Below are 23,308 nucleotides of genomic sequence, written 5' to 3' on the forward strand. Positions count from 1 at the left end.
CATCATTCCGCCCGCTCCGAAGACTCTTGCGATTCGCCTGCACCCTCGACTCCGTCGGCACCTTCGGCACCTTCGGCCGACGGCTCCGTCGCGGAGACTTCCGCCTGCGCTTCGGCTTCGCCTTCGGCGCTGAGATCGACGGTTTCGACGATCTCTTCCTCGGCTTCGTCTTCTTCCACCGGCGCGCTTTGCGTGGGCGCGTCGATCACGTGCAGCAGGCGGCACGACGCCTCGACGGTCAGTTCATCGATGGATACGACTTCGAGCATCAAACGCGTGCCGCGCGCATGCACGCCGAGTCCGGGCACATGCAGGATCAGCGGAATTTCTTCGAGACGCACCAGATCGTCCTTGATGACCGATGCTGGAACTTGCCGCTTGTTCTCCTGCTTGAGCCAGCGCAGACACCAGAAATACTCCATGCGGCGCTGATGATCGGCATAAGCGGTGTAGGTATCGTCGAAACCTTGCACCACGGCGAAGAGATCCGCGTCCTTCGGTTTGAACGGCGCGGCGAGCTTGGCCGTCACGCCATGCTGCACGCACGCGAGCAATTGCCACTGATTCACGAGATCGACATAACGGCGCAGCGGCGAGGTGCTCCACGCATATTGCGCGACGCCCAAGCCTTCGTGCGGCGCGGGCGTGGTCTGCATGCGCGTGCGCTTTGGACCGGGACCGCCGAAACCGCGCTGCGATCGGTAGATGCCCGGTACGCCGTGATCGTTGAGAAACGCGCCCCACGACGAATTCGCGAGAATCGCCAGTTCGGCGACGATCAGATCGAGCGGCGAGCCACGGCGGCGCGGCGTAATGGTGATGCGCTCGCCTTCGACATAGAAATTGAAGTCGTTGTTACGCTGCACTTCGCGCTTCAGACCGTAAGTGGCGCGCGCCTGCTGTCGCTTTTCGAAGAGCGCTTGAGCCAGCGGCCAGAGCACGGCAATGTCCGCCTTATGCGGATAATCGCCGCTGCCGTCCGCGAGCGTCTCTTCGGTGACGTGTTCGTCGAGATGGTTGTGGCGCAGATTCGACTTCACGAATACACGTTCGGCGCGCGTTTCGGTGGCGACGATCTCCTGCGTCTCGCGATTCACGATGATGTAAAGCGACAGCGCCGGGCGCAAGCCGCCTTCACCGAGCGTGAAAACATTGACGACGTCGTCGGGCAACATGGTGATCTTGTCGCCCGGCATGTAGACCGTGGACAGCCGGCCACGCGCAATGGCGTCGATCGCATCGCCCCGCGCGATGCCAAGCGCCGGCGCCGCAATGTGAATACCCACGCGCACGCGGCCATCGGAGAGATGCTGGACGGAGAAGGCGTCGTCGATTTCGGTCGTCGTGACGTCGTCGATGGAGAATGCTTCGACATCCGCTTCGGGCAAGTCTTCCGGGAAAGGCGCGGGTTGCAGCGACGGAAAACCGACGCCGTGCGGAAAGAACTCCGACAGGAACTTCGCTTCGTGCAAGGCGCGCGCCGAGGCAATTCCGCCGCATTCCAGCATGAGCCGCGCTTGCGAAATTCCGCGCGCGGCGGCGGCCGCTTCGAGCGCCTTGTACTCGATGGAGTTCTTGTCGGGCTTCGTAAGCAAACCGATTGCCTTGCCCGCGAGCGCCTCGGGCAACTTGCCCGCCTTCAGTTCCTCTTCGTAGCCCGCTTGCACGAGCGCCTGCTGACGCTTGCGTTCGAGCCCGGCAAGCGCCATCTGCAATTGCTCTTGCGGCGCTCGCTGATACTGCCCGCGCCCCTTGCGGCGAAAGTACACCGGCGCGCCATGCATGCGCAGCACGAGCGCCGCGCGTTCGGCCGCGCCGAATTTGTCGCCGAAGTAATCCGCGCCGAGCGTGGCGAACGGAAATTCGTCGTCGGGCGCGCATTCCCACAGGAAGTCGAGATCGATTTCCTGCGCGATGGCGTCGGCTTCCTGCATCAGCTCGCCCGCAGCGGGTTTATCGAATTCGATCAGCACGTCTTTCGCGCGCACTTTCGCACGCCGTCCGCCCGGCAATTCGACCTGGAAGGCATCGCCCTGTTTGGACAGCACCGATCCGGCCTTGAAACTACCCGATTCCTCGAAGAAAACGTTCACTCAATACTCTCGTAAAACGGTGGACCGGGTCGCGGCAAGCGCGCCGGCGGTTGAATGGGCTATGTCCTCGCGCCGCGCGTGTCACGCGGCCGCGGATGCGACGGCCGGCGGCGGTTCGCGTCCGCAGAACGCGAGCACGTCGTCCAGATAGTCGGGGAAGTCGCTGATGGCGTGATCGCCGCCTTCGATCAGCGTGGTGCGCACGCCGGGGTAGTGGGCGAGCATGGTGCGGTAATCGAGCACTTCGTCGCCGGTGGCCGCAATCAGATAGTAACGCTCGGCCTGCGTGATCTTCTCGACGGCGAGCGCGCGCAGTTCGTCCAGATGGCGCGGCAACACGGTGATGCTGCCGCCGCCATGCCACAACGGCTGTTCGCCGAGATAGTGGCTCAGATCGCGCTGCGGCACCACGGCGGGATTGAGCAGCACGGCGCGCCAGCCGTGCTTTTCGGCGAGATACGTGGCGTAGAAACCGCCGAGCGAACTGCCGACCACGGTGATTTCTGCAGCGGATGTATTCGCGACGAGCGATTCCGCCAGTTCGATCGCTTCTTTCGGCGAGACGGGCAATACCGGACACTGCCATTCGCTCAGCCGCCCGAGGTCCGCCAGACGCGCACGCATGACGCGCGCCTTGAAAGATTGGGGCGAGGAGCGAAAGCCGTGCAGGTAGAGAATCACGCGTTTCCTCCGGACGGACGCGCCGAAAGTGCGTCGAGCAGCTTTTGATGCACGCCGCCGAAGCCGCCGTTGCTCATCACGAGCACGTGGTCGCCGGGGCGCGCGGCGGCCGCGACCGCCTTCACCAACGGTTCGATCTCGTTGAATGCCTGTGCCTTGTCGCCGAGCGGTGCGAGCGCTTCCGCCAGATCCCAGCCGAGTTTGTCGCGGCCATCACGCGCGCCGTAGCCGAACACGAGATTCGCGTCGGCGAGACTGCCGGGCAACTGCGCTTTCATCGTGCCGAGTTTCATGGTGTTGGAGCGCGGCTCCAGCACGGCCAGAATGCGCGCGTCGCCAATACGCGTGCGCAGGCCGGCAACCGTGGTTTCGATGGCGGTTGGATGATGCGCGAAGTCGTCGTAGACGGTGACGCCATCCACGCTGCCCTTCACTTCCATGCGCCGCTTGACGTTGCGAAAGCTCGCCAGCGACTTGACCGCTTGCGACGCCGGCACGCCGACCGAGCGCGCCGCTGCGATCGCCGCGAGCGCGTTCATGCGATTGTGTTCACCCTGCACTTGCCACTCGACCACGCCTTGACGCTCGCCTTCCCAATACACCGCAAATTGCTCGTCGACGCGCGCGCCCTCGGTCGCGGGTAGCGCTTGCCAGCCGCCATCCACACCGAAGCGTTCGACGCTCGACCAGCAGCCGCGCGTCAGCACGCGTTCGAGCGCGCCTTCGCGCCCGTTCGTGACGATGCGTCCGATGCCCGGCACCGTGCGCACGAGATGATGAAATTGTGTTTCGATGGCGGCGAGATCGGGGAAGATATCGGCGTGATCGAATTCGAGATTGTTGAGCACCGCCGTGCGCGGCCGATAGTGGACGAACTTCGAGCGCTTGTCGAAGAACGCGGTGTCGTATTCGTCGGCTTCGATGACGAAGAAGCTCGAGTCGGTCAGTCGCGCGGAAATGCCGAAGTTGAGCGGCACGCCGCCAATGAGAAAGCCCGGATTCAAGCCCGAATCTTCCAGTAACCACGCAAGCATGGAGCTCGTCGTGGTCTTGCCGTGCGTGCCCGCAACCGCCAGAACCCACTTGCCCGCAAGCACGTGCTCGCCGAGCCACTGCGGACCTGACGTGTAAGGCAGGCCGCGGTCGAGAATGGCCTCCATCAGCGGATTGCCTCGCGACACCACGTTGCCGATCACGAATAGGTCGGGTTCGAGCGCGAGTTGCTCGACGCCGTAACCTTCGATCAGTTCGATGCCTTGCGCTTCGAGTTGCGTGCTCATCGGCGGGTAGACGCCGGCGTCGCAGCCGGTGACCTTGTGGCCCGCTTCGCGCGCCAGCACGGCGAGTCCGCCCATGAAGGTGCCGCAGATGCCGAGGATGTGGATGTGCATAAACCGTGTCGCGCCGCGTGGGCGAAGAGTGCGGGAAACATGAAACGGCGCCGCGTGCACGCCGTGCGCGAAGACGCCTGGAGGCGCATATTGTAACCGACGCACTCCGCCACCTTACGCCCGCCGGCAGCCGATGCAACCGGCGCGATCGAGGGCCGATCAACGCTCGATCGAGACCCGATCGAAGCCGTTCAACGATATCTAGTATTATTTCGCCATGGTTCGCAAATCACATTTCGATCCGCAGCGCGTGCGCGAGGAAATCGCCATCGCGGCCGCGAGAATGATCGCCGAAGACGGCCTCGACTACTCCACAGCCAAGCGCAAGGCGGCGCGGCAGGTGGTCGGCGAGGCGAAGATCGGCGGCGAGTTTTTGCCCGACAACGATCAGATCGAAGAGGAGATCCGCGAGTATCAGGCGATCTTCCAGAGCGACAGTCAGCCTGTCGTCCTGCGCCGCATGCGCGAGTTCGCGCTCGAATGGATGGAACGGTTGAAGCCCTTCGATCCGTATTTGACGGGCGCGGTACTCAACGGCACGGCGGGCGAGCATTCCGACGTCCACTTGCAATGCTTCTGCGACAACCCGAAGGAAGTCGCAATCTACTTGCTGAACGCGAACATTCAGTACGACGTGTCGGAGACGCGGCATTTCGCCGGGCGCGGTTACGTGGAAACGCTCAGTTTTTTGCAGCGCATACCCGGCGAGGAACCAATGGGCCTGCACATCGCGCTCTACGATCCTGACGACTTGCGCGGCGCCGTGCGCGCCGATGGCCGCGGTCGTCTCGCGCGGGCGAACGCCGCGACGGTGCGCACGCTGCTCGATCATCCCGATACCCCGTCGCTCGAAATCAGCGGCTGACTCTATTTTTCCTATGAACAGCAAACGGATTCTGGCGCTTCTAGTCGTCGCGGTCGCAGCGACGGTCGGCGGCTTCTACGCAGGGCATGTCTTCACCGGCGGCGAAACCGTGGCCGCGACACAGAACAATGGCAACGCCGTCGAACAATTATGGAAGGCCGCGCCGCCGGGAGCCTCGGGCACCGCGCAACCGCTTGCATCCTTCAAAGGAAAACCGGTCGTCGTGAACTTCTGGGCTTCGTGGTGCGGACCGTGCGTCAAGGAAATGCCGGAGTTGTCGGCGCTGCATCGCGAATATGAGAAAAAAGGCATCACATTCATCGGCTTGGGAGTGGACAGCGAGAAGAACGTTAACGATTTTCTCGGCAAGGTGAAGGTGGACTATCCCGTCTATGTGACGGGCTTCGGCGGCGCCGACCTCGCGCGCAGCTTCGGCAATAACGCGGGCGGTTTGCCGTTCACCGTGGTGATCGACGCAAAAGGCGTGGTCCGGTCGACCAAGCTTGGTGAAGTCAACGTCGCCGAACTTAAGCGTACACTCGACGCGCTGTAAAAATTCGCTGCGTTTTTAACCGAAGTGTCGCTCAATAAGCAGCAAGTTAGCAGGTTGAACGCCGATCTTGCCGGAACTTCGCTCTTTCGCTACGACTTGTCCGAACTTCTGCCCTACTGATCGGACCCTGTCGGAACGGTAAAACTAGACAAAATTCTCTAAAGAGCGCTAAAGTGCGCCGAATTCCGCACAACCCGAAGCGACCATGAACACTCAACCGGTGCCGCAAGGCGACATTGCTGTCGAAACCGACACGCGTTTGGTGTGCGTCGACCAGCCTTTTCGCAGGCCATCGGGGAGCGCGCTTCAAAACGATCACGATGACGCATTCGACATGAACGCGCCTTGCGTGCCAATCGATTCTGCCGCCGCAACTTCGGCTCACGTTTGGTCCAGCGCACAGAGCTTGCAACAAACGCGTGCCGAAGCGCTGGCCCTGCCGGTCCGCGGCTGACAGTCAGAACACCACAAAGTCAAGTCAAGCACCGGGGGCAGTCCCGGTCTCCAAGCATTGAAAGGGGAATTTTCGATGGACCTTCGTAAACTCAAAACGCTGATCGACCTCGTCTCGGAATCCGGCATCTCGGAACTCGAAGTGACGGAAGGTGAAGGCAAGGTTCGCATCGTCAAGAATGCGGCGCCGGTCTATATGCAGGCGCCTCAGCAATACGCGCCGCAAATGCAGGCCGCACCCGCGCCGTTCGCCGGCGGCGCAGGCGAAGGTTCGGCGGCGCCCGCCGCGAGCCCCGCTGCCGTCGCGCCGCAAGGACACATCGTCACTTCGCCGATGGTCGGCTCGTTCTACCGCGCGCCTTCGCCGGGCGCGGACCCGTTCGTCCAGGTCGGCGATACGGTCAAGGAAGGCCAGACCATCTGCATCATCGAAGCCATGAAGCTCCTGAACGAGATCGAAGCCGACAAGTCCGGCGTCGTAAAGGAGATCCTCGTCGAGAACGGTCAGGCGGTCGAATACGGCCAGCCGCTCTTCGTGATCGGCGACTGACGCGTTACGCCGGACGACGCCGGATGCACCTCATCACGATGGCTCGCACCGTGTTTTCGATCTCCGGCTGCCCGCCGTGTCCGCGCGCTTCGCATCGGTTTTCCCCGATGCCCGAACCGCGCGCCGCCGATTCGATTCCCGAGGGCGCGCCCGTCGCGCCCGTTGATGAGCCGACCCACAGCCATGTTTGAAAAAATCCTCATTGCGAACCGCGGCGAGATCGCGCTTCGCATCCAGCGCGCGTGCCGCGAACTGGGCGTCAAGACCGTTGTCGTCTACTCGGAAGCCGACAAGGAAGCAAAGTACGTGAAGTTGGCCGACGAAGCCGTGTGTATCGGTCCGGCGCCGTCGAACCTCAGCTATCTGAACATGCCCGCGCTCATCAGCGCGGCCGAAGTCACGGACGCCGAAGCCATCCACCCCGGCTACGGCTTCCTTTCCGAGAACGCCGATTTCGCCGAGCGCGTCGAGCAATCGGGCTTCACGTTCATCGGGCCGCGTCCCGAAACCATCCGCATGATGGGCGACAAGGTCACGGCCAAGCAAACCATGATCAAGACCGGCGTGCCGTGCGTGCCGGGCTCGGAAGGCGCGTTGCCGGACGATCCAAAAGAGATCGTGAAGATTGCGCGCACGGTCGGCTATCCGGTCATCATCAAGGCGGCGGGCGGCGGCGGCGGACGCGGCATGCGCGTCGTGCATACGGAAGCGGCGCTCGTAAACGCGGTAAACATGACGCGCGAGGAAGCGGGCCGTGCGTTCGGCAATCCGCAGGTCTACATGGAGAAATTCCTGGAGAACCCGCGGCATATCGAGATTCAAGTGTTGGCGGATTCGTTCCGCAACGCGATCTGGCTCGGCGAGCGCGACTGTTCCATGCAGCGCCGACACCAGAAAGTGGTCGAGGAAGCGCCGGCGCCGGGTATCGCGCGGCGGCTGATCGAGCGTATCGGCGACCGCTGCGCCGACGCATGCAAGAAGATGGGCTATCTCGGCGCGGGCACGTTCGAGTTCCTGTACGAGAACAACGAGTTCTACTTCATCGAAATGAATACGCGCGTGCAGGTCGAGCATCCGGTGACGGAACTCATCACGGGCGTGGATATCGTGCAGGAACAGATCCGCATCGCGGCTGGCGAGAAGCTCTCGATCCGCCAGAAAGACATTCAGTTTCGCGGCCACGCGATCGAATGCCGGATCAACGCGGAAGATCCGTTCAAGTTCACGCCGTCGCCGGGACGTCTTACGTCGTGGCACGCGCCGGGCGGTCCAGGCATCCGCGTCGATTCGCACGCCTACAACGGCTATTTCGTCCCGCCCAACTACGACTCGATGATCGGCAAGCTGATCTCCTATGGCGCGACGCGCGAGCAGGCGATCAACCGCATGCGGATCGCGCTCTCGGAAATGGTCGTGGAAGGCATTCAGACCAACATCCCGCTGCATCGCGAACTGATGATCGACGCTAAGTTCGTCGAAGGCGGCACGAGCATCCATTACCTCGAAAACAAGCTCGCCGCGCGCAAGGCGGCGGTGGCCGAAGAGTCGAAGGCATAAGCGAGTCGATTAGCATGAGTTACCGGGAATTGATCGCCGAGCTGGATCGCGAGCACGCGGAAGCGCTGTCGGATGCGTTGCTCGATGTGGGCGCGCTGTCGGTCTCCGTCGAGGACGCCGACGCCGACACGCCTGACGAGCAACCGCTTTTCGGCGAACCCGGCCTCACGCCGGAGAAGAGCGCGTGGAAGCGTTCGCGCGTCGTCGCGCTGCTCGCCGACGACGCCGATCCCGCCGTGCTTCTCGCGGCCGCCGCGAATGAGATCGGTCTTGCCGACACGCCCGCCTATTCCCTGCGCGAAGTCGAAGAGCAGGATTGGGTGCGGCTCACGCAAGCGCAGTTCGATCCAATTCATATCGGCGAGCGTATCTGGGTCGTGCCTTCGTGGCATGACGCGCCCGACCCGGACGCGCTCGTGCTCGAACTCGATCCGGGCCTCGCGTTCGGTACGGGCAGCCATCCGACCACGCGGCTCTGCATGGAGTGGCTGGAGCAGTCGGTGAAACCGGGACAGTCGTTGCTCGATTACGGTTGCGGCTCGGGCATCCTCGCGATTCTCGCGAAGAAGTGCGGCGCACAGCCGGTATATGGCATCGACATCGACCCGCAGGCGGTGGAATCCGCGCGTCAGAATAGCGAACGCAATCACGCCGACGTCACCTACGGTCTGCCCGACGAATGTCCTGCCGGCGAGTTCGATATCGTCGTTGCCAACATTCTGTCCAATCCGCTCAAGCTGATGGCGTCGATGCTCGCCTCGAAGGTGAAAGCGGGCGGCCGTATCGCGTTGTCGGGCATTCTCGCGCGACAGGCCGACGAGGTCGCGGCGGTCTACGCGCAGTGGATCGACATCGCTGTCTGGCGCGAGCACGAAGGCTGGGTGTGCCTCGCCGGAACTCGGCGCGAAAGCCTTTAGAATAACGCCATCGTCCACGACTAGGCCGCGAGGCCAATGGCACTCTCCTATGGCGCTGGCAACCCGCTGCCCACACTGCGAAACCGTCTTCAGGCTGGACCCGCATCTGCTCGCGCCGCATGACGGCCGCGTGCGTTGCGGCCATTGTCAGGAAGTCTTCGACGCCGCGCATCATCGCTTCGAGCTTCCGGAAGAGCACGCCGCGCCGCACGAGGCGCAACATGCGGCGATCATCGACGATGAAGTCGCCGTCGGTCCTGCAAGCTTTGCGTCCGATGCGAATGGCGATGCATCGGCGAATTCAGTGGCAGCGGAATCTCAGGGTGTCACGGCGCCGGCAACGCCGAAGATAGCGAAGGAAATAGAGAAGCCGGCGACGCCGAGTCCGGCAGCGCCTGCCGCTGTAAAGCCTTCGACGCCTCCCGCCGCCAAGCCGATCACGCGAAAGACACCTGCGCCGGTTCCAAGCGGACCGTCTGCATCTGCGCCTCGACCGCTCGATCTCGGCGCGAATAATCCGCCCGTGCCGCCCGTGCCTTTAGCGCCTGAAGAGGACAGCGACCGCACCGTCTACGCGAATACGCCTGCATCCACGCAACCAGCGCAGAACCATCCCGCGAAGCAGTTCGTTCGTGTCGATGCACCGCCAGCCGATCACGTCACTCCGGCCGCACAATCTCCAACGCGCCCTGTCCCTCCGCCCGAGACACCCGCCGCACGCTTCGTTTCGCCGGACGATCGCGCGGAGCCGTTCATCGGGCCGACGCCGACTGCGGCCGAACCGCCGCGTCCCGCACCGGAGCCCGCGCCCGCCGCCGACTGGGGCAAGGACCCCGAGCCGGCCTTCGGCGCAAAGTCACCGCGCCCGCCGGGCGCCGCGCACGCGGCCAGCGCCAACGAAGCGTTCCCGGTCATCCGCGAATCGCGCGATGCACTCGGTCCGCTCGATCCGCCCGATCCCGAATGGACGCGTCCGCGCACGGGCTGGCGCGCGGCGGGCATCGTGCTCTCGGTGCTGCTCGTGCTGACGCTGATCGGCCAGATATTGTGGTGGCAACGCGAATCCGTCATGGTCTACGTTCCCGGCACGCATTCGCTCTACGCGGATATCTGCTATCAGCTCGGCTGCACCATCGCGCCGCCGCGCTATATCGACGGGCTGCAGATCGAAAGCTCCGGGCTGCGTCAGGTCGACGGTCCGCACAAGCTCGAACTGAAGCTGTCGCTGCGCAATCGGTCGGATGTGTCGCTGGCTTATCCTGCGCTCGAACTCACCCTGCTCGACGACAAGAGCAACGTCGCCGTGCGCCGCGTGCTATGGCCGCAGGATTACGCCCGACCGGGTACGATATTCCCCATCGGCCTTCCGCCGCAAAGCGCGCAGCCGGTCGTCGTGAGGCTGGATACGGGCGATGCGGTCGCCGCGAACTACAGGGTTCAGGTTTTCTATCCGTGATGCGTGCCCGCGCGGCCGCACGAACCCTGTCCATTCTGACGCGCGCGTTAACATCGAAGATGAACGAACGCGCGCGCTTTCCCGTCAGCATCTGACACATTCTCTGGAGCGCAACATGAGTCAAGTTACCCTCGGCGGCAATCCTATCGACGTACGCGGCACGTTTCCGAGCGCCGGCCAGCAGGCGGCCGAATTCACGCTCGTCGGCGCCGATCTTGGCGACGTCAAGCTGGCGAATTTCGCGGGCAAGCGCAAAGTGCTGAACATTGTGCCGAGTCTCGACACGCCGACCTGCGCGACCTCGACGCGCAAGTTCAACGAAGCCGCCGCCGGCCTCGACAACACGGTCGTGGTGGTCGTCTCGGGCGATCTGCCGTTCGCCGCCAAGCGCTTCTGCACGACCGAAGGCATCGAAAACGTGGTGACGGCATCGACGTTTCGCGGTCACGAATTCGCGGAAGCTTATGGCGTGGACGTCACGAGCGGACCGCTCAAAGGCCTGACGGCACGCGCCGTCGTCGTGCTGGACGCAGACAACAAGGTGCTGCATTCGGAACTCGTGCCGGAAATCAAGCAGGAGCCGAACTACGACGCCGCGCTTGCTTCGCTCAAGTAAGGTTGACGGCATGCCGGACCGCCGCGGCGGTTCGGCGGTTCGGCGGTCCGCATACGGGACGCGGTGGACGCTCAAAAGGGTTTCACCGCCGCGCGCCGTATGCGCACCCTCTTCCTCGGCACCTAAACTTAAAGGACGTTCGCCTTGGCTACGCTTATCTGCGGCTCGCTCGCCTACGACAACATCATGACTTTCCAGGGCCGCTTCGGCGACCACATCCTGCCGGACCAGGTGCACATGCTGAACATCAGCTTCCTGGTGCCGACGATGCGGCGCAACTTCGGCGGCTGCGCGGGCAACATCGCCTACGCGCTCAAGCTACTCGGCGGCGATCCCAAGATCATGGCGACACTGGGCGCGGCGGATGCTCAGTTGTATATCGACCGGCTCGACGCGCTCGGTATCTCGAAAGAGTACGTGCGCGTCCTGCCGGACCAGCACTCGGCGCAATGCTTCATCACGACCGACCTGGCGAACAATCAGATCACCGCGTTCCATCCCGGCGCAATGATGGAGTCGCACCTGAACCGCGCCGACGAAGCGAAGAACATCTCGCTTGGCATCGTGGCTCCGGATGGCGCCGACGGCATGCGCGAGCACGCGGCGCAGTTCGCGTCGGCGGGCGTGCCGTTCGTCTTCGATCCGGGTCAGGGTCTGCCGATCTTGGAAGGTGTCGAGCTTTGTCGCATGATTGAACTTGCCACTTACGTGGCGGTCAACGATTACGAAGCCAAGTTGTTGAGCAACAAGACCGGATGGTCGATCGAAGACATCATGAGCCGCGTCGATGCGCTCATCATCACGCGCGGCGAGCATGGCGCGCAGATCTATCACGAGGACGGCGTGCTCGAAGTGCCCGCCGTGAAAGCGCGGCAAGTCGTCGATCCCACTGGCTGCGGCGACGCATTCCGCGGCGGCCTGCTGTACGGTATCGAAAACAAGCTTGGTTGGGAAAAGACGGGCCGTCTTGCAAGTCTGATGGGCGCATTGAAGATCGAACATCAGGGTCCGCAAACTTATGAGCCGGCACGTGCCGAAATTGAAGAGCGTTACAAGCAGGCTTTCGGAAGCAGCCTGTCGTGATTGAGTGGAGTAATGGAATGAAAACGATAAGTCGTATCGCGCTTGCAGTAGCGCTCGTCGGCTCGGTGGCGCTCACGGGCTGCGCCTACAACAGCAGTTCGCCGGACGTGTACACGGCTTCGCAGGCGCAACGTGAGGAGACGGTGCGCATGGCGACCGTCGAAAGCGTGCGTGGCGTGAAGATCAGCTCGAACAACGGTCAACCGACCGGTCTCGGCACCATAGGTGGCGGCGCGCTCGGCGGCGTGGCCGCAGCCAGCGTCATCGGCGGCGGCAACGGGTCGATCATCGCGGGCATCATCGGCGGTCTGGCAGGCGCGGTCGCGGGTAACGCGGTCGAGAACAACGTCGCCATGAAGAACGGCCTGGAGATCACCGTGCGTCTCGATAACGGCGACATGCGCGCCATCACGCAAACCTCGAACGGAGAAGTGTTCCAGGCAGGCGAGCGGGTTCGCCTGCTGTCGAGTGGCGGCGTCACACGCGTCACGCACTAAGGTATTCAGCGGAGGATTAGCCCTCGCGTGGGCTCGTCACTTCGAGCTCACGCAGGTCTTTCGCGTTCCGAACGAAGCGCATGTATCGAAAGATGCATGCGCTTTTTCTTTGGCTCACGAAAACGCGGCGAAGCCCCAAGTCATGCGAACGGAAAAACCCGCCGCCAGGTTTCCCTGAGCAGCGGGTTTGAGGCCGGGTAGGCCTACCCGGTCGAAAGGCACATCGGTGTGTGCCGTGGTCCTGCCAACTACGAACGTAAAGACTTACGGACGGCTGCCCGTCGGGAACGGCCATGCTGCCGCCGGATTCAACGCCGTCTTGACTGCGGCGGCCGGAGCCGGAGCAGGCGTCGATACGGTCGTTGCCGTCGTTGCAGGAGCGGCAGCCGTAGTCTTCTTCGCAGCAGCGGCCTTTTTGGCCGGAGCTTTCTTGGCTGCGGGAGCCTTCTTCGCTGCGGGAGCAGCGGAAGCAGGAGCGGCAGCGGGGGCAGGCGCGGCGGCGGGAGCAGGGGCAGCAGCGGTTTTGGCGGGAGCCTTTTTCGCGGCAGCCTTCTTCGCAGGAGCCTTTTTCGCGGCAGCCTTTTTGGCGGCAGCCTTCTTCGCGGGGGCCTTCTTCGCCGCAGCCTTCTTAGCAGGCGCCTTCTTGGCAGCAGCCTTCTTCGCTGCGGCCTTCTTCGCAGGCGCCTTCTTCGCGGCTACTTTCTTGGTGGCTACCTTCTTCGCTGCAGCCTTCTTGGCGGGCGCCTTCTTGGCAGCAACCTTCTTCGTTGCGACCTTCTTCGACGCTACCTTCTTTGCTGCCGCCTTCTTGGCCGGAGCCTTCTTCGCTGCAACCTTCTTCGCCGCGACCTTCTTCACCGCGACCTTCTTGGCTGCTACCTTCTTCGTGGCGACCTTCTTGGCTGCTACTTTCTTAGCCGGAGCGGCCTTCTTTGCGGTGACTTTCTTTGCTGCAACCTTCTTGGCTGCGGGTTTTTTCTTGGCAACTGCCATGGTTTTTCTCCTTCAGGTTTTCAGATGAGAGTCAGTTCAAACTACACCCTTCGTCAAAACCCGCTTCCCACGCGTCGCTTCTCAAGGCGCACGCTACGAAGCGGATTATTCATCGGCGTACGCTGATCCCACCTGCTTACGCTAATGAATACGGCAAGGCGCGCCGTGCCCTTTGGCACCGCGCGCCAGATAGTGTCAGCACCGCTGATACGCGGCGCCGGCCATCGCTTGATCGAGCCAGCGAGCTTGCCGCTGGCGTTTTCCGGGGGGAAGTTTGCCCATCCCATTGAAGGGATCGCAAAAGGCCTGTCTTCTATCGCAGCCGTGTACGAGCACGGGCTAGCTAAGTCACAAGGCGCACTCTGCATCAGGCGACCGTTCTCCTAAACCTTGTCGGCCGAGCGCGCGTGAGTGTCACGCCGCTGCCCGGCCGTCCCATCGATTTCGTCTGCAACACGTCCTGGGCTTGTTGTTATTCCCAGGTCAGCGCGCCGCCGGTTTGATACTCAATCACGCGTGTCTCGAAGAAGTTGCGTTCCTTCTTCAAGTCGATCATTTCGCTCATCCACGGGAACGGGTTTTCCTCGTTCGGGTAGAGCGGGTCAAGCCCGATCTGCTGGCAACGCCGGTTGCAGATAAAGCGCAGGTAGCTCTTGAACATCGACGCGTTCAGGCCGAGCACCCCGCGCGGCATGGTGTCTTCAGCGTAGCGATATTCAAGTTCGACCGCCTCCTTGAAGAGCTCGCGGATCTCGGCCTTGAAGTCGGCGGTCCACAATTGCGGCTCTTCGAGCTTGATCTGGTTGATGAGGTCGATGCCGAAATTGCAGTGCATCGATTCATCGCGGAGGATGTACTGATACTGCTCGGCAGCCCCCGTCATCTTGTTCTGGCGACCCAGCGCCAGGATTTGCGTGAAGCCTACATAGAAGAACAGCCCTTCCATGATGCAGGCAAACACGATCAACGACTTCAGCAATTTCTGGTCCGCTTCCAGCGTGCCCGTGGTGAAGGCCGGGTCCGTCAACGTCTGGATGAACGGAATCAGGAACTCGTCCTTCGCGCGGATGGAAGCGACTTCGTGATAGGCGTTGAAGATTTCGCTTTCATCGAGCCCGAGCGATTCGACGATGTACTGATATGCGTGCGTATGGATAGCTTCTTCGAACGCCTGGCGCAGCAAGAACTGGCGGCACTCGGGAGCGGTGATGTGACGGTACGTACCGAGCACGATGTTGTTCGCGGCGAGCGAGTCTGCCGTGACGAAGAAGCCCAGGTTGCGCTTGACGATGCGGCGCTCGTCGTCCGAAAGACCATTCGGGTCTTTCCACAGGGCGATGTCGCGCGACATGTTCACTTCCTGCGGCATCCAATGGTTCGCGCAACCCGCGAGGTACTTTTCCCACGCCCACTTGTACTTGAACGGCACCAACTGATTGACGTCGGTCTTGCCGTTGATGATGCGCTTGTCCGCGACGTTGACGCGCGCTTCGCTTTGCGCGGCGATGACGCCAGCGGAAGGAGTCGCGGCTGCGGGCGGAACGAAGCCATCGGAGAAGATGTTGTTCGCTTGCGCGATCTGATGAGCAGCTTGATGAGCTTGGGCAGCACGATGATCGACATGCGCTGTACCTTGCGTACCGAAAGTCGTGCCTTGAGCGTTCTGCAACGGGTTCTGTTGCGAAGCGCTCGAGGGAACTACGGCAGTGGTCTCGTCATCCCAGTTGAGCATAAATTCTCACCATCAATTTAGTTCGGTTTGTACCATCTTTCCATGAGCATTAAAAGAGTTTGCTCATGGAAATTCTCGTTTTCACGCGTTTTAGTTTCGGCGTTGCTTCCTGCATACAACATTTGGTTCATCACATCGTGTGTGAAGCGTCATGCAAGATCGGTGGAAGCGTGTGTGAAGCGGTCCTGATCGAGTGTGTTCGATGACACCGGCGAGTGCTTCGACCGTGTTCTCTCGAAGCTCTGAGAGCGTTGCAGCATAAGGCTTTGCGGCTGACGATCAAATCATGTCGCGTGACTTCGCGCTTGCTCGATGACTCTCTTCGCGATAGATGCCGCGTAGCGCTGACGTTCTTGCTTGCGATGTTCGAGCGATGCAATGTCGAGCGATGTCACAAGACTCAAGCGCTTGGATGATTCGTGGTGTCGATACGTCATCTCTGCATGCTCTTCGCCGTGCTTCGATGTGCTTTGCCGTGGTCTCGCGAGACGCGGATGCATGAGCTCGACGAGTGACTCGATGCAAGGGTTCGAAGCCTGTTCATGCATGCACCGAAGGCTGTTTTCGACCTCTCGGCAAAGCGCTCCGATGCGTCGAAACCGTTGCCGAAGTCTAGCATTTGGCGCATCCAATTTCCACTAGATATTGTGTCTTGCGTTCCTGGCAAATACAACCTATAGCGCTTGACGCACAGCCTCAGCGGCTTCGCAGCGGATCGAGCAGAGAGCGCAAATTGTTATGGTCGATCTCATGCATGAGGGCAAGCAGGCGACCCAGCTTGCCCTCTGGAAAACCCTCACGCGCGAACCACGCGAGATAGTGAGCAGGCAAGTCGGCGATGAGCCGGTCCTTGTACTTGCCGTAGGGCATCGTCTGCGTGACGAGTCGTTGCAGGTCTTGCGGGTCCATCGCTTCTTCACTCCTCTTCCATGTTCATCGCGGCGCGTTGCGAGTTTCGTACTCGTCGGCTGCTCCATATCGGTGCCATAATCGCCGCTCTCGCTGCCTCGTGTCGAACGCGATTCTCCATGCCGATCGCCAAAGCTCTCATCGCCCCTCTCATCGTCGCGTGCGCGATGTTCATGGAAAGCGTCGATGCCAATGTCATCGTCACTGCGATTCCCGAAATGGCGCGTGCCTTCGGGCGCGATCCCGTCACGCTGAAGATTGCCGTCACGAGTTATGTGCTCGGCCTCGGCGTCTTCATACCGATCTGCGGCTGGGTCGCCGACCGCTTCGGCGCACGCACCGTGTTTCGTGCGGCCATCGGCGTGTTCGTGGTCGGCTCTATCCTCTGCGCGGCGTCCACCTCGCTCGGACCATTCACGGTGGCGCGCTTCATCCAAGGCGTCGGCGGCGCGATGATGGTGCCGGTCGGGCGCATCATCATCTTCCGCTCGGTGCGGCGCGCGGACTTCATTCGCGCGATGAACTATCTCTCGCTGCCCGCAATGCTCGGACCCGCCGTGGGGCCGCTGCTCGGCGGTTTCATCACGACATATCTGCACTGGCGGCTGATCTTCTTCATCAACATTCCGATCGGCATTCTCGGTATCTATCTGACCAACCGCTACATCGCGGATTCGCGCGAGGAGCATCCGGGCAGGCTCGACTGGTTCGGCTTCTTTCTCTCGGCGGGCGCGGGCGTGCTGCTGCTGCTCGGCTTGTCGCTCGTGGGCGGCGAGCTCGTGTCGCCAAGCGTGGCCGTTGCGATGTGCGTCGTCGGCGCGCTCATGGTCTCGTTCTACATCATGCATGCGGCGCGCGTCGAACGGCCGCTGCTCGATCTGCGCTTCTTCAAGGTGCCGACCTTTCAGGCGAGCGTGATCGGCGGATCGCTCTTTCGCATCGGGCTTGGCGCGGTGCCGTTTCTGCTGCCGCTCGCGTTGCAGGAAGGGCTCGGCATGACGGCCTTCAAGTCCGGCGCGATCACCTGCGCTTCGGCTTTCGGCGGCATGTTCATGCGCTCGCTGGCGTCGCGCGTGTTGCGGCGCTTCGGCTTTCGACGCACGCTCTTCTTCAACGCGGCGCTTTCCGGCATTGCCATCGCCGCCTGCGGGACCTTCTTTCCGGGCACGCCGACCTGGCTGATCTGGGCAGTCGTGCTGCTTGGCGGCTTCTTTCCCGCATTGCAGTTCACGAGCCTCAACTCGCTCGCTTATGCGGAGATCGAAACGCGCGATGTCGGACGCGCGACGAGTCTCGCGAGCTTCGTGCAGCAGGTATCGCTCGGGCTGGGTGTGACGATTGCCGGCGTGACGCTCGAGTTCTCGCAGTATCTGAACGGACATTCGGCTGTGCAGTGGTCGGATTTTTGGCCCGCGTTTTTCGTCGTCGGAATGTTTTCGTTTTTGTCGATGCCGATAACCGCGCGATTGCCGCTCGATGCTGGCTCGGAGATTTCGCGAGGAACGCGAGGTTGATGAAAGCCTGAAGCGCCACGCTGCAAAGCCGCGAAGCAAACAGAACGATCGAACCAAAACGAAACCGGGCCGGCACCGCGCGCTTCCTTCAACGAAGCACGCAATGCCGGCCCGGCGTGAAACATAAAGCCCTACCTGATCGAACCGCCAGCAACTAGCTTACTGACAAGCTTCGCACTCGTCGAAGCCGGGGTCGCCGGGACGCATCATGCAGACGGGACCATCGGCTTCCGGAGCCGCTTCAACCGGCACGGCAGCAGCCACCGCCGCAGCGTTGAATCCGCCCGCCGCCGCACCGCCAATCGCGCCGCCGTTGAATCCGTCCACACCACCGGCGCCAGCGGCACCGCTACCGCCATCGCCTGAAGGAACCGCGTTGAGCGCGCCGTGCGCCACCGTCGACTTCTCGACGTGCGTCGCCGCCATCGTGCGGAGATAGTAGGTGGTCTTGAGGCCGCGCAGCCATGCGAGCTTGTAGACCTCGTCCAGCTTCTTGCCCGATGCGCCGCCCATGTAGATATTGAGCGACTGCGCCTGATCGATCCACTTCTGGCGACGCGCCGCCGCTTCCACCACCCACTTCGCGTCCAGTTCGAACGCGGTGGCGTAGATGGCGCGCAGATCGGCCGGAATGCGGTCGATGCGCGACAGCGTGCCGTCGAAGTACTTCAGGTCCGACACCATGACTTCGTCCCACAGGCCGCGCGCTTTCAGGTCGCGCACCAGGTAGTCGTTGACCACCGTAAACTCGCCCGACAAGTTCGACTTGACGTACAGGTTCTGGAACGTCGGCTCGATGCACGCCGACACGCCGATGATGTTCGAGATCGTCGCCGTCGGCGCAATCGCCACGCAATTCGAATTGCGCATGCCGTGCGTCGAGATGCGCGAACGCAGCACGGACCAGTCCATGGATTCGGACGTGTCGACTTCGACATAACCGCCACGCGCCTCGGCCAGCAACTGCAGCGTGTCCTGCGGGAGGATGCCGCGATCCCACAGCGAGCCGCGATAGCTCGAGTAACGGCCGCGCTCTTCCGCCAGTTCCGTCGACGCGTAATAAGCGTAGTAGCAGACGGCTTCCATCGAACGATCCGCGAACTCGACCGCCTCTTGCGACGCATACGGCGTGCGCAGCAGATGCAGGCAGTCCTGGAAGCCCATGATGCCCATGCCCACCGGACGATGCTTCAGGTTCGAGTTACGCGCCTTCGCCACCGCGTAGTAATTGATGTCGATGACGTTGTCGAGCATGCGCATCGCCACGCTGATGGTGCGCTTGAGCTTCGCGTGATCCAGCGCGAGCGTGCCGTCCGCCTGTTTCGCCAGGTGCGCGACCAGGTTCACGGAACCCAGATTGCACACGGCGATTTCGTTGTCGCTCGTGTTCAGCGTGATTTCCGTGCACAGGTTCGACGAGTGCACGACGCCCACGTGCTGCTGCGGCGAGCGCACGTTGCACGGGTCCTTGAACGTGATCCACGGATGGCCGGTCTCGAACAGCATGCCGAGCATCTTGCGCCACAGTTGCGCCGCGGGCAGCTTCTTGAACAGCTTGATCTCGCCGCGCGCCGCTTTCTCTTCGTAAGCCGTGTAGGCCTTTTCGAAAGCCGCGCCGAACAGGTCGTGCAGGTCCGGGCAGGTAGCCGGCGAGAACAGCGTCCAGTCGCCGCCTTCGTGCACGCGCTTCATGAACAGGTCGGGAATCCAGTTCGCCGTGTTCATGTCGTGGGTGCGGCGACGGTCATCGCCCGTGTTCTTGCGCAGTTCCAGGAATTCCTCGATGTCCAGGTGCCACGTCTCCAGATACGCGCACACCGCGCCCTTGCGCTTGCCGCCCTGATTCACCGCGACGGCCGTATCGTTCACGACCTTCAGGAACGGCACGACGCCTTGCGACTTGCCGTTGGTGCCCTTGATGTGCGAGCCGAGCGCACGTACGCGCGTCCAGTCGTTGCCGAGCCCGCCCGCGAACTTCGAGAGCAGCGCGTTTTCCTTGAGCGCTTCGTAGATGCCGTCGAGGTCGTCGGCGACGGTCGTCAGATAGCACGACGAAAGCTGGGAACGGCGCGTGCCGGAGTTGAAGAGCGTGGGCGTGGACGACATGAAGTCGAACGACGACAGCACGTTGTAGAACTCGATGGCGCGCGCTTCGCGGTCGATCTCGTTGAGCGACAGACCCATTGCGACGCGCATGAAGAACGCTTGCGGCAGTTCGATACGCTTGCCTTCCGTGTGCAGGAAGTAGCGGTCGTACAGCGTCTGCAGGCCGAGATAGCCGAATTGCAGATCGCGGCTCGCGTCGAGCGCGGCGCCGAGACGCTTCAGGTCGAATTGCTGGAGCTTGTCGTCGAGCAGTTCGGCTTGCACGCCCTGCTTGATGAATTGCGGGAAGTATTCGGCGTAGCGCTCGCCCATTTCGGCTTGCGTCACTTCGCCTTCGAGAATTTCGCGGCGGATCGTGTGCAGCAGGATGCGCGCGGTGACCTGGCTGTACGCCGGGTCTTTTTCGATCATCGTGCGCGCGGCGAGGATGGCCGAGTCGTAGACCTGGCTCATCGGCACGCCGTCGTACAGGTTCTTCACCGTTTCGGCGACGATCGGGTCGGCGGAGACGGCATCGCCCAGATTGGCGCAGGCCGAGACGATCAGAGCCTTGAGCGCGTCCAGATCGAGCGGATGCGTGACGCCGTTGTCCACCACGTTGATGCCGCTCGCGTTCGCCCGGACTTCCGGCGCGTGCGCGCGCTCTTGCGTGCGCTTCTCGCGATACAGCACATAGGCACGCGCGACGTTGTGCTCGCCGCCGCGCATCAGCGCGAGTTCGACCTGATCCTGAATGTCTTCGATATGGAACGTGCCGCCATGCGGACGGCTGCGCACGAGCGCGCGCACGACGGCTTGCGTCAGTCGGTCGACGAGTTCGCGCACGCGAGCGGACGCCGCGCCCTGACCGCCGTTCACGGCGATGAACGCCTTCGTGACCGCGATGGCGATCTTCGACGGCTCGAACGACACCACGCTTCCGTTGCGGCGGATGACTTTGTAGTCCGCGTACGTCGTGTTCGGCGCGAGCGCTGGCGCGCCCGATGCATTGGCGCCGCCCTGCGGCCGCGCGGATGCGCCTTCGAAGGAAGTCGTGGCGTTCTCGGTGGTTTGCATGTGCAAAACTCCTGATGTTCGAATGGTGCGGATGGTCCGCGGATTTATCACTTATGCCGCGCGCGTTTGCTGTCGTCGTTGAACCGATGCGACACGCGCGATGTTTGACGGTAAAGCCAGGCTGTGAATACAGCAGGCTCGGAACACGAATCGCGCAAAAAAATAACGCCGATAACGGCCCGCATTGTTTCTGGCGTCTCATGCGATGCCCGCGTTGGCGCGCGGTGTCGGTCGACGCGATTTCACGTTTCGACTCGCGTTTCGACTCACGTTCCGACTCACGTTCACTTGCATGCCTTCTTCTCGGTGCTTCTTGCTGGCGCTCGATACACCCGATGCCCCATTCCTCGCAGATGGAAGCGTCGCGCGCACCGCCCCGGGCCAGCCAACTTCTCTTACGCCGGAAAGCCGACGGCGCCGGCTCATTAGAGCGGGCGCCGCCTCAACAACACAAGATATAGTGCAAAGTACGTCTTTCGGCACCAAGTATAGTGGACTTTCGCACAGTCTCAAAAAGTTTTATTTGCTCTGACCATGCGCTCACGGGGTTGACTTTTGCTGCGTCAAAGCACGGCAAGGGATCGGGCGTGAGCTTGCTGCGGCGCAGCGAGACGGAGCTTCCGCGAGGCGTTTATAACGAAGTCAAGATGTGTGGACAGGCGTGAATCGGGCGCGTGATTGCGCTATACGCGAAGGCCGCTTCGAGTTTTTGCGCGTGCGGGACGTTCGCGCCGAAGCCATCCTGGCGATGGAGGCGTTTGCAGTCGGCGAGAGTTTAGATGTATGAGACTGCGCTCGCCGCAATATAGAGCCGCAAACCGCATCTCATGTTCACTGTCGGCCAAGTAGCCGCCGCATGCGCTTAGTGCGTGTCAAGGGAGGATGACCGTGCTTACCGCAGCATGGCCTTTGCGGGAACAGCGCGCCTTTGCAGTCTGCAAGACATCCTCGACGTGAGGCGGCGCATGTTCGTTTCGGCACCGAAGGCTCAACGCGCGTCGCGCCCTCGCGGGCTCGCGGCATGACGTCGCGCGTGTTCATCGCAACAAAAGCGCTGTCCCGCCACCACGATCGACTCGCTGCGTGGCGTATGCACGCCGCATTGCACGCAGCGGATGAGCGGATCGGTGAGCTGCGGAGCATCGCTCGCAGCGGCGCCGCCACGCGTGCGACGCGCACCAGTGGCACCCGCAGCACCCGCAGCGCCCGATGAACCCGGCGCGCCGCTTCCCGCCGACGAACGCGCATCGGCTTGAGCGCGCTCGTTGGCGCGGCGCAGTTTCTTCAGGAGCCATTGGGTCACGAAGAAGAGCGCGATCAGAAGAATGAAGTTTCGCATCGACTTGAACAGGTTGGAAATGCCGCGCTCACACCACTGCGCGATGCAGCAGCACTTCGAAGACGAACCGGCTGCCCACGTAAGCCAGCAGCAACGCGACGAACGAAGCGAGCACCCAGCGCAAGGCAGCGCGTCCGCGCCAGCCGGAAACGCGTCGCGCGGTCAGCAGTGCGCCGAACATCACCCAGGAAAGGAACGCGAACACGGTCTTGTGATCGAGACGCAGCGCGCGATCGACCAGCTGCTCGTTGAACGCGATGCCCGACACCAGCGTCAGCGTAAGCAGCACGAAGCCAGCCGCGATCAATCTGAACAGCAGCTTTTCGAGTGTAAGCAGCGGCGGCAAGGTATCGAGCCAGCTCGCGAGCCAGCCGCCATTGGCCGCATGACGCGTGTTGAGACCGCGCATGCGCTGCAGCCGGCGCTCGAGCAGCAACATGAGCACCGCATGCAGCGCCGCGATGGCGAACAGCCCATAAGCGATATTGGCGATCAGAAAATGCAGCTTGAACATTGGCGCGGCGGAATACGAGAGCACGCGCACGCCGCCGAACAGAAGCGGCAGCAAGGACGCCACGCAAGCGAGCGGCAACACGAGCAGACGCAGGCCGTCGAGCGGAAAGAAGAAGCTTTCGATCCAGTAGATGCCCGCGCCCAGCCAGAACATGGCCGAGAGCGCGAACGCGAAGCCGAAGATCATCGCGTTCTGCGGAAAGATGGTGGTGTGCAGCAGAACGCCGTGCACCAGCAATGCCACTAATAATAAAGCGCGCCCGACACCGCTCATGCCCGATGCGCGCGACGTCGATGTCATCGAGCCTACGCCCGCAGGCACGCCCGCCAGCGCCGGTTCGACGGCGGTATGACGATGCGCGCGCCACCCCGCCACGGCTAGTCCGCCGTAGAGAAGCGCAGTGAGGGCATACAGTACAATATCCATGTTCGAA

General features: G+C 62.3%; 19 protein-coding genes and 1 pseudogene. 10 read left to right on the plus strand and 10 right to left on the minus strand.

The window, feature by feature from the left end:
* Positions 1-2 precede the first annotated feature (2 nt).
* The 3 genes from LDZ28_RS11415 to mpl all read right to left on the minus strand — a co-directional run bounded on the left by LDZ28_RS11415 (position 3) and on the right by mpl (position 4,165).
* Positions 3-2,093, minus strand: a complete 2,091-nt coding sequence (locus LDZ28_RS11415; RefSeq protein WP_244826256.1) for a ribonuclease catalytic domain-containing protein — start codon at positions 2,091-2,093, stop codon at positions 3-5.
* Between the two features lie 81 nt (positions 2,094-2,174).
* A complete protein-coding gene (locus LDZ28_RS11420; RefSeq protein WP_244826257.1) occupies positions 2,175-2,774 on the minus strand; it encodes a YqiA/YcfP family alpha/beta fold hydrolase in 600 nt (199 codons plus the stop codon).
* A complete protein-coding gene (mpl, locus tag LDZ28_RS11425) occupies positions 2,771-4,165 on the minus strand; it encodes a UDP-N-acetylmuramate:L-alanyl-gamma-D-glutamyl-meso-diaminopimelate ligase (RefSeq protein ID WP_244826258.1) in 1,395 nt (464 codons plus the stop codon). The genes LDZ28_RS11420 and mpl overlap by 4 nt, the downstream gene beginning before the upstream one ends.
* Positions 4,166-4,382: 217 nt before the next feature.
* On the opposite strand from mpl, the gene LDZ28_RS11430 reads away from it, so the two are divergent.
* The 9 genes from LDZ28_RS11430 (at position 4,383) to LDZ28_RS11470 (ending at position 12,712) form a co-directional block, all read left to right on the plus strand.
* A complete protein-coding gene (locus tag LDZ28_RS11430) occupies positions 4,383-5,030 on the plus strand; it encodes a UDP-N-acetylmuramate--alanine ligase (protein ID WP_244826259.1) in 648 nt (215 codons plus the stop codon).
* A gap of 13 nt (positions 5,031-5,043) precedes the next feature.
* Positions 5,044-5,583, plus strand: coding sequence for a TlpA disulfide reductase family protein (locus tag LDZ28_RS11435; protein WP_244826260.1), 540 nt, complete (start codon positions 5,044-5,046; stop codon positions 5,581-5,583).
* A gap of 529 nt (positions 5,584-6,112) precedes the next feature.
* Positions 6,113-6,586 (plus strand): acetyl-CoA carboxylase biotin carboxyl carrier protein, encoded by a 474-nt coding sequence (gene accB / locus LDZ28_RS11440; RefSeq protein ID WP_244826261.1) that lies wholly within the window; start codon positions 6,113-6,115, stop codon positions 6,584-6,586.
* A gap of 183 nt (positions 6,587-6,769) precedes the next feature.
* Positions 6,770-8,143, plus strand: coding sequence for an acetyl-CoA carboxylase biotin carboxylase subunit (accC, locus tag LDZ28_RS11445; protein WP_244826262.1), 1,374 nt, complete (start codon positions 6,770-6,772; stop codon positions 8,141-8,143).
* A gap of 14 nt (positions 8,144-8,157) precedes the next feature.
* A complete protein-coding gene (prmA, locus tag LDZ28_RS11450; RefSeq protein ID WP_244826263.1) occupies positions 8,158-9,060 on the plus strand; it encodes a 50S ribosomal protein L11 methyltransferase in 903 nt (300 codons plus the stop codon).
* Positions 9,061-9,109: 49 nt separating this feature from the next.
* Positions 9,110-10,516 (plus strand): DUF3426 domain-containing protein, encoded by a 1,407-nt coding sequence (locus tag LDZ28_RS11455; protein WP_244826264.1) that lies wholly within the window; start codon positions 9,110-9,112, stop codon positions 10,514-10,516.
* 115 nt (positions 10,517-10,631) lie between these two features.
* Entirely contained in the window at positions 10,632-11,132 is a 501-nt protein-coding gene (gene tpx / locus LDZ28_RS11460; protein WP_244826265.1) for a thiol peroxidase, read from the plus strand.
* A gap of 144 nt (positions 11,133-11,276) precedes the next feature.
* Positions 11,277-12,215 carry a carbohydrate kinase family protein gene (locus tag LDZ28_RS11465; protein ID WP_244826266.1) on the plus strand — a complete coding sequence of 313 codons (939 nt, stop codon included), beginning with the start codon at positions 11,277-11,279 and terminating at the stop codon, positions 12,213-12,215.
* A gap of 17 nt (positions 12,216-12,232) precedes the next feature.
* Positions 12,233-12,712 (plus strand): glycine zipper 2TM domain-containing protein, encoded by a 480-nt coding sequence (locus LDZ28_RS11470; protein WP_244826267.1) that lies wholly within the window; start codon positions 12,233-12,235, stop codon positions 12,710-12,712.
* A 264-nt stretch (positions 12,713-12,976) separates the two neighbouring features.
* Here the strand turns inward: LDZ28_RS11470 and LDZ28_RS11475 are convergent, their stop codons facing one another.
* The 4 genes and pseudogenes from LDZ28_RS11475 to LDZ28_RS11490 form a co-directional block, all read right to left on the minus strand.
* On the minus strand, positions 12,977-13,705 hold the full coding sequence (locus LDZ28_RS11475; protein WP_244826268.1) for a histone H1-like DNA-binding protein: 729 nt from the start codon (positions 13,703-13,705) through the stop codon (positions 12,977-12,979).
* Positions 13,706-13,736: 31 nt separating this feature from the next.
* Positions 13,737-14,073: pseudogene (locus LDZ28_RS11480) on the minus strand (hypothetical protein).
* A gap of 104 nt (positions 14,074-14,177) precedes the next feature.
* Positions 14,178-15,437, minus strand: coding sequence for a ribonucleotide-diphosphate reductase subunit beta (locus tag LDZ28_RS11485; RefSeq protein ID WP_244826269.1), 1,260 nt, complete (start codon positions 15,435-15,437; stop codon positions 14,178-14,180).
* 696 nt (positions 15,438-16,133) lie between these two features.
* On the minus strand, positions 16,134-16,346 hold the full coding sequence (locus tag LDZ28_RS11490; protein WP_244826270.1) for a DUF3820 family protein: 213 nt from the start codon (positions 16,344-16,346) through the stop codon (positions 16,134-16,136).
* Between the two features lie 119 nt (positions 16,347-16,465).
* Between LDZ28_RS11490 and LDZ28_RS11495 the strand changes: the two genes are divergently transcribed.
* Positions 16,466-17,860 (plus strand): MFS transporter, encoded by a 1,395-nt coding sequence (locus LDZ28_RS11495; protein WP_244826271.1) that lies wholly within the window; start codon positions 16,466-16,468, stop codon positions 17,858-17,860.
* A gap of 159 nt (positions 17,861-18,019) precedes the next feature.
* Here the strand turns inward: LDZ28_RS11495 and LDZ28_RS11500 are convergent, their stop codons facing one another.
* From LDZ28_RS11500 to LDZ28_RS11510, 3 genes are all read right to left on the minus strand, one after another.
* Positions 18,020-21,022, minus strand: a complete 3,003-nt coding sequence (locus tag LDZ28_RS11500) for a ribonucleoside-diphosphate reductase subunit alpha (protein ID WP_244826272.1) — start codon at positions 21,020-21,022, stop codon at positions 18,020-18,022.
* 988 nt (positions 21,023-22,010) lie between these two features.
* Positions 22,011-22,361, minus strand: coding sequence for a PP0621 family protein (locus tag LDZ28_RS11505; RefSeq protein ID WP_244826273.1), 351 nt, complete (start codon positions 22,359-22,361; stop codon positions 22,011-22,013).
* Between the two features lie 28 nt (positions 22,362-22,389).
* A complete protein-coding gene (locus tag LDZ28_RS11510) occupies positions 22,390-23,301 on the minus strand; it encodes an inner membrane protein YpjD (RefSeq protein ID WP_244826274.1) in 912 nt (303 codons plus the stop codon).
* Between the last annotated feature and the right edge of the window lie 7 nt (positions 23,302-23,308).

This window comes from Caballeronia sp. TF1N1 (genome assembly GCF_022878925.1).
In the GTDB taxonomy this organism is placed as follows: Bacteria; Pseudomonadota; Gammaproteobacteria; order Burkholderiales; family Burkholderiaceae; genus Caballeronia.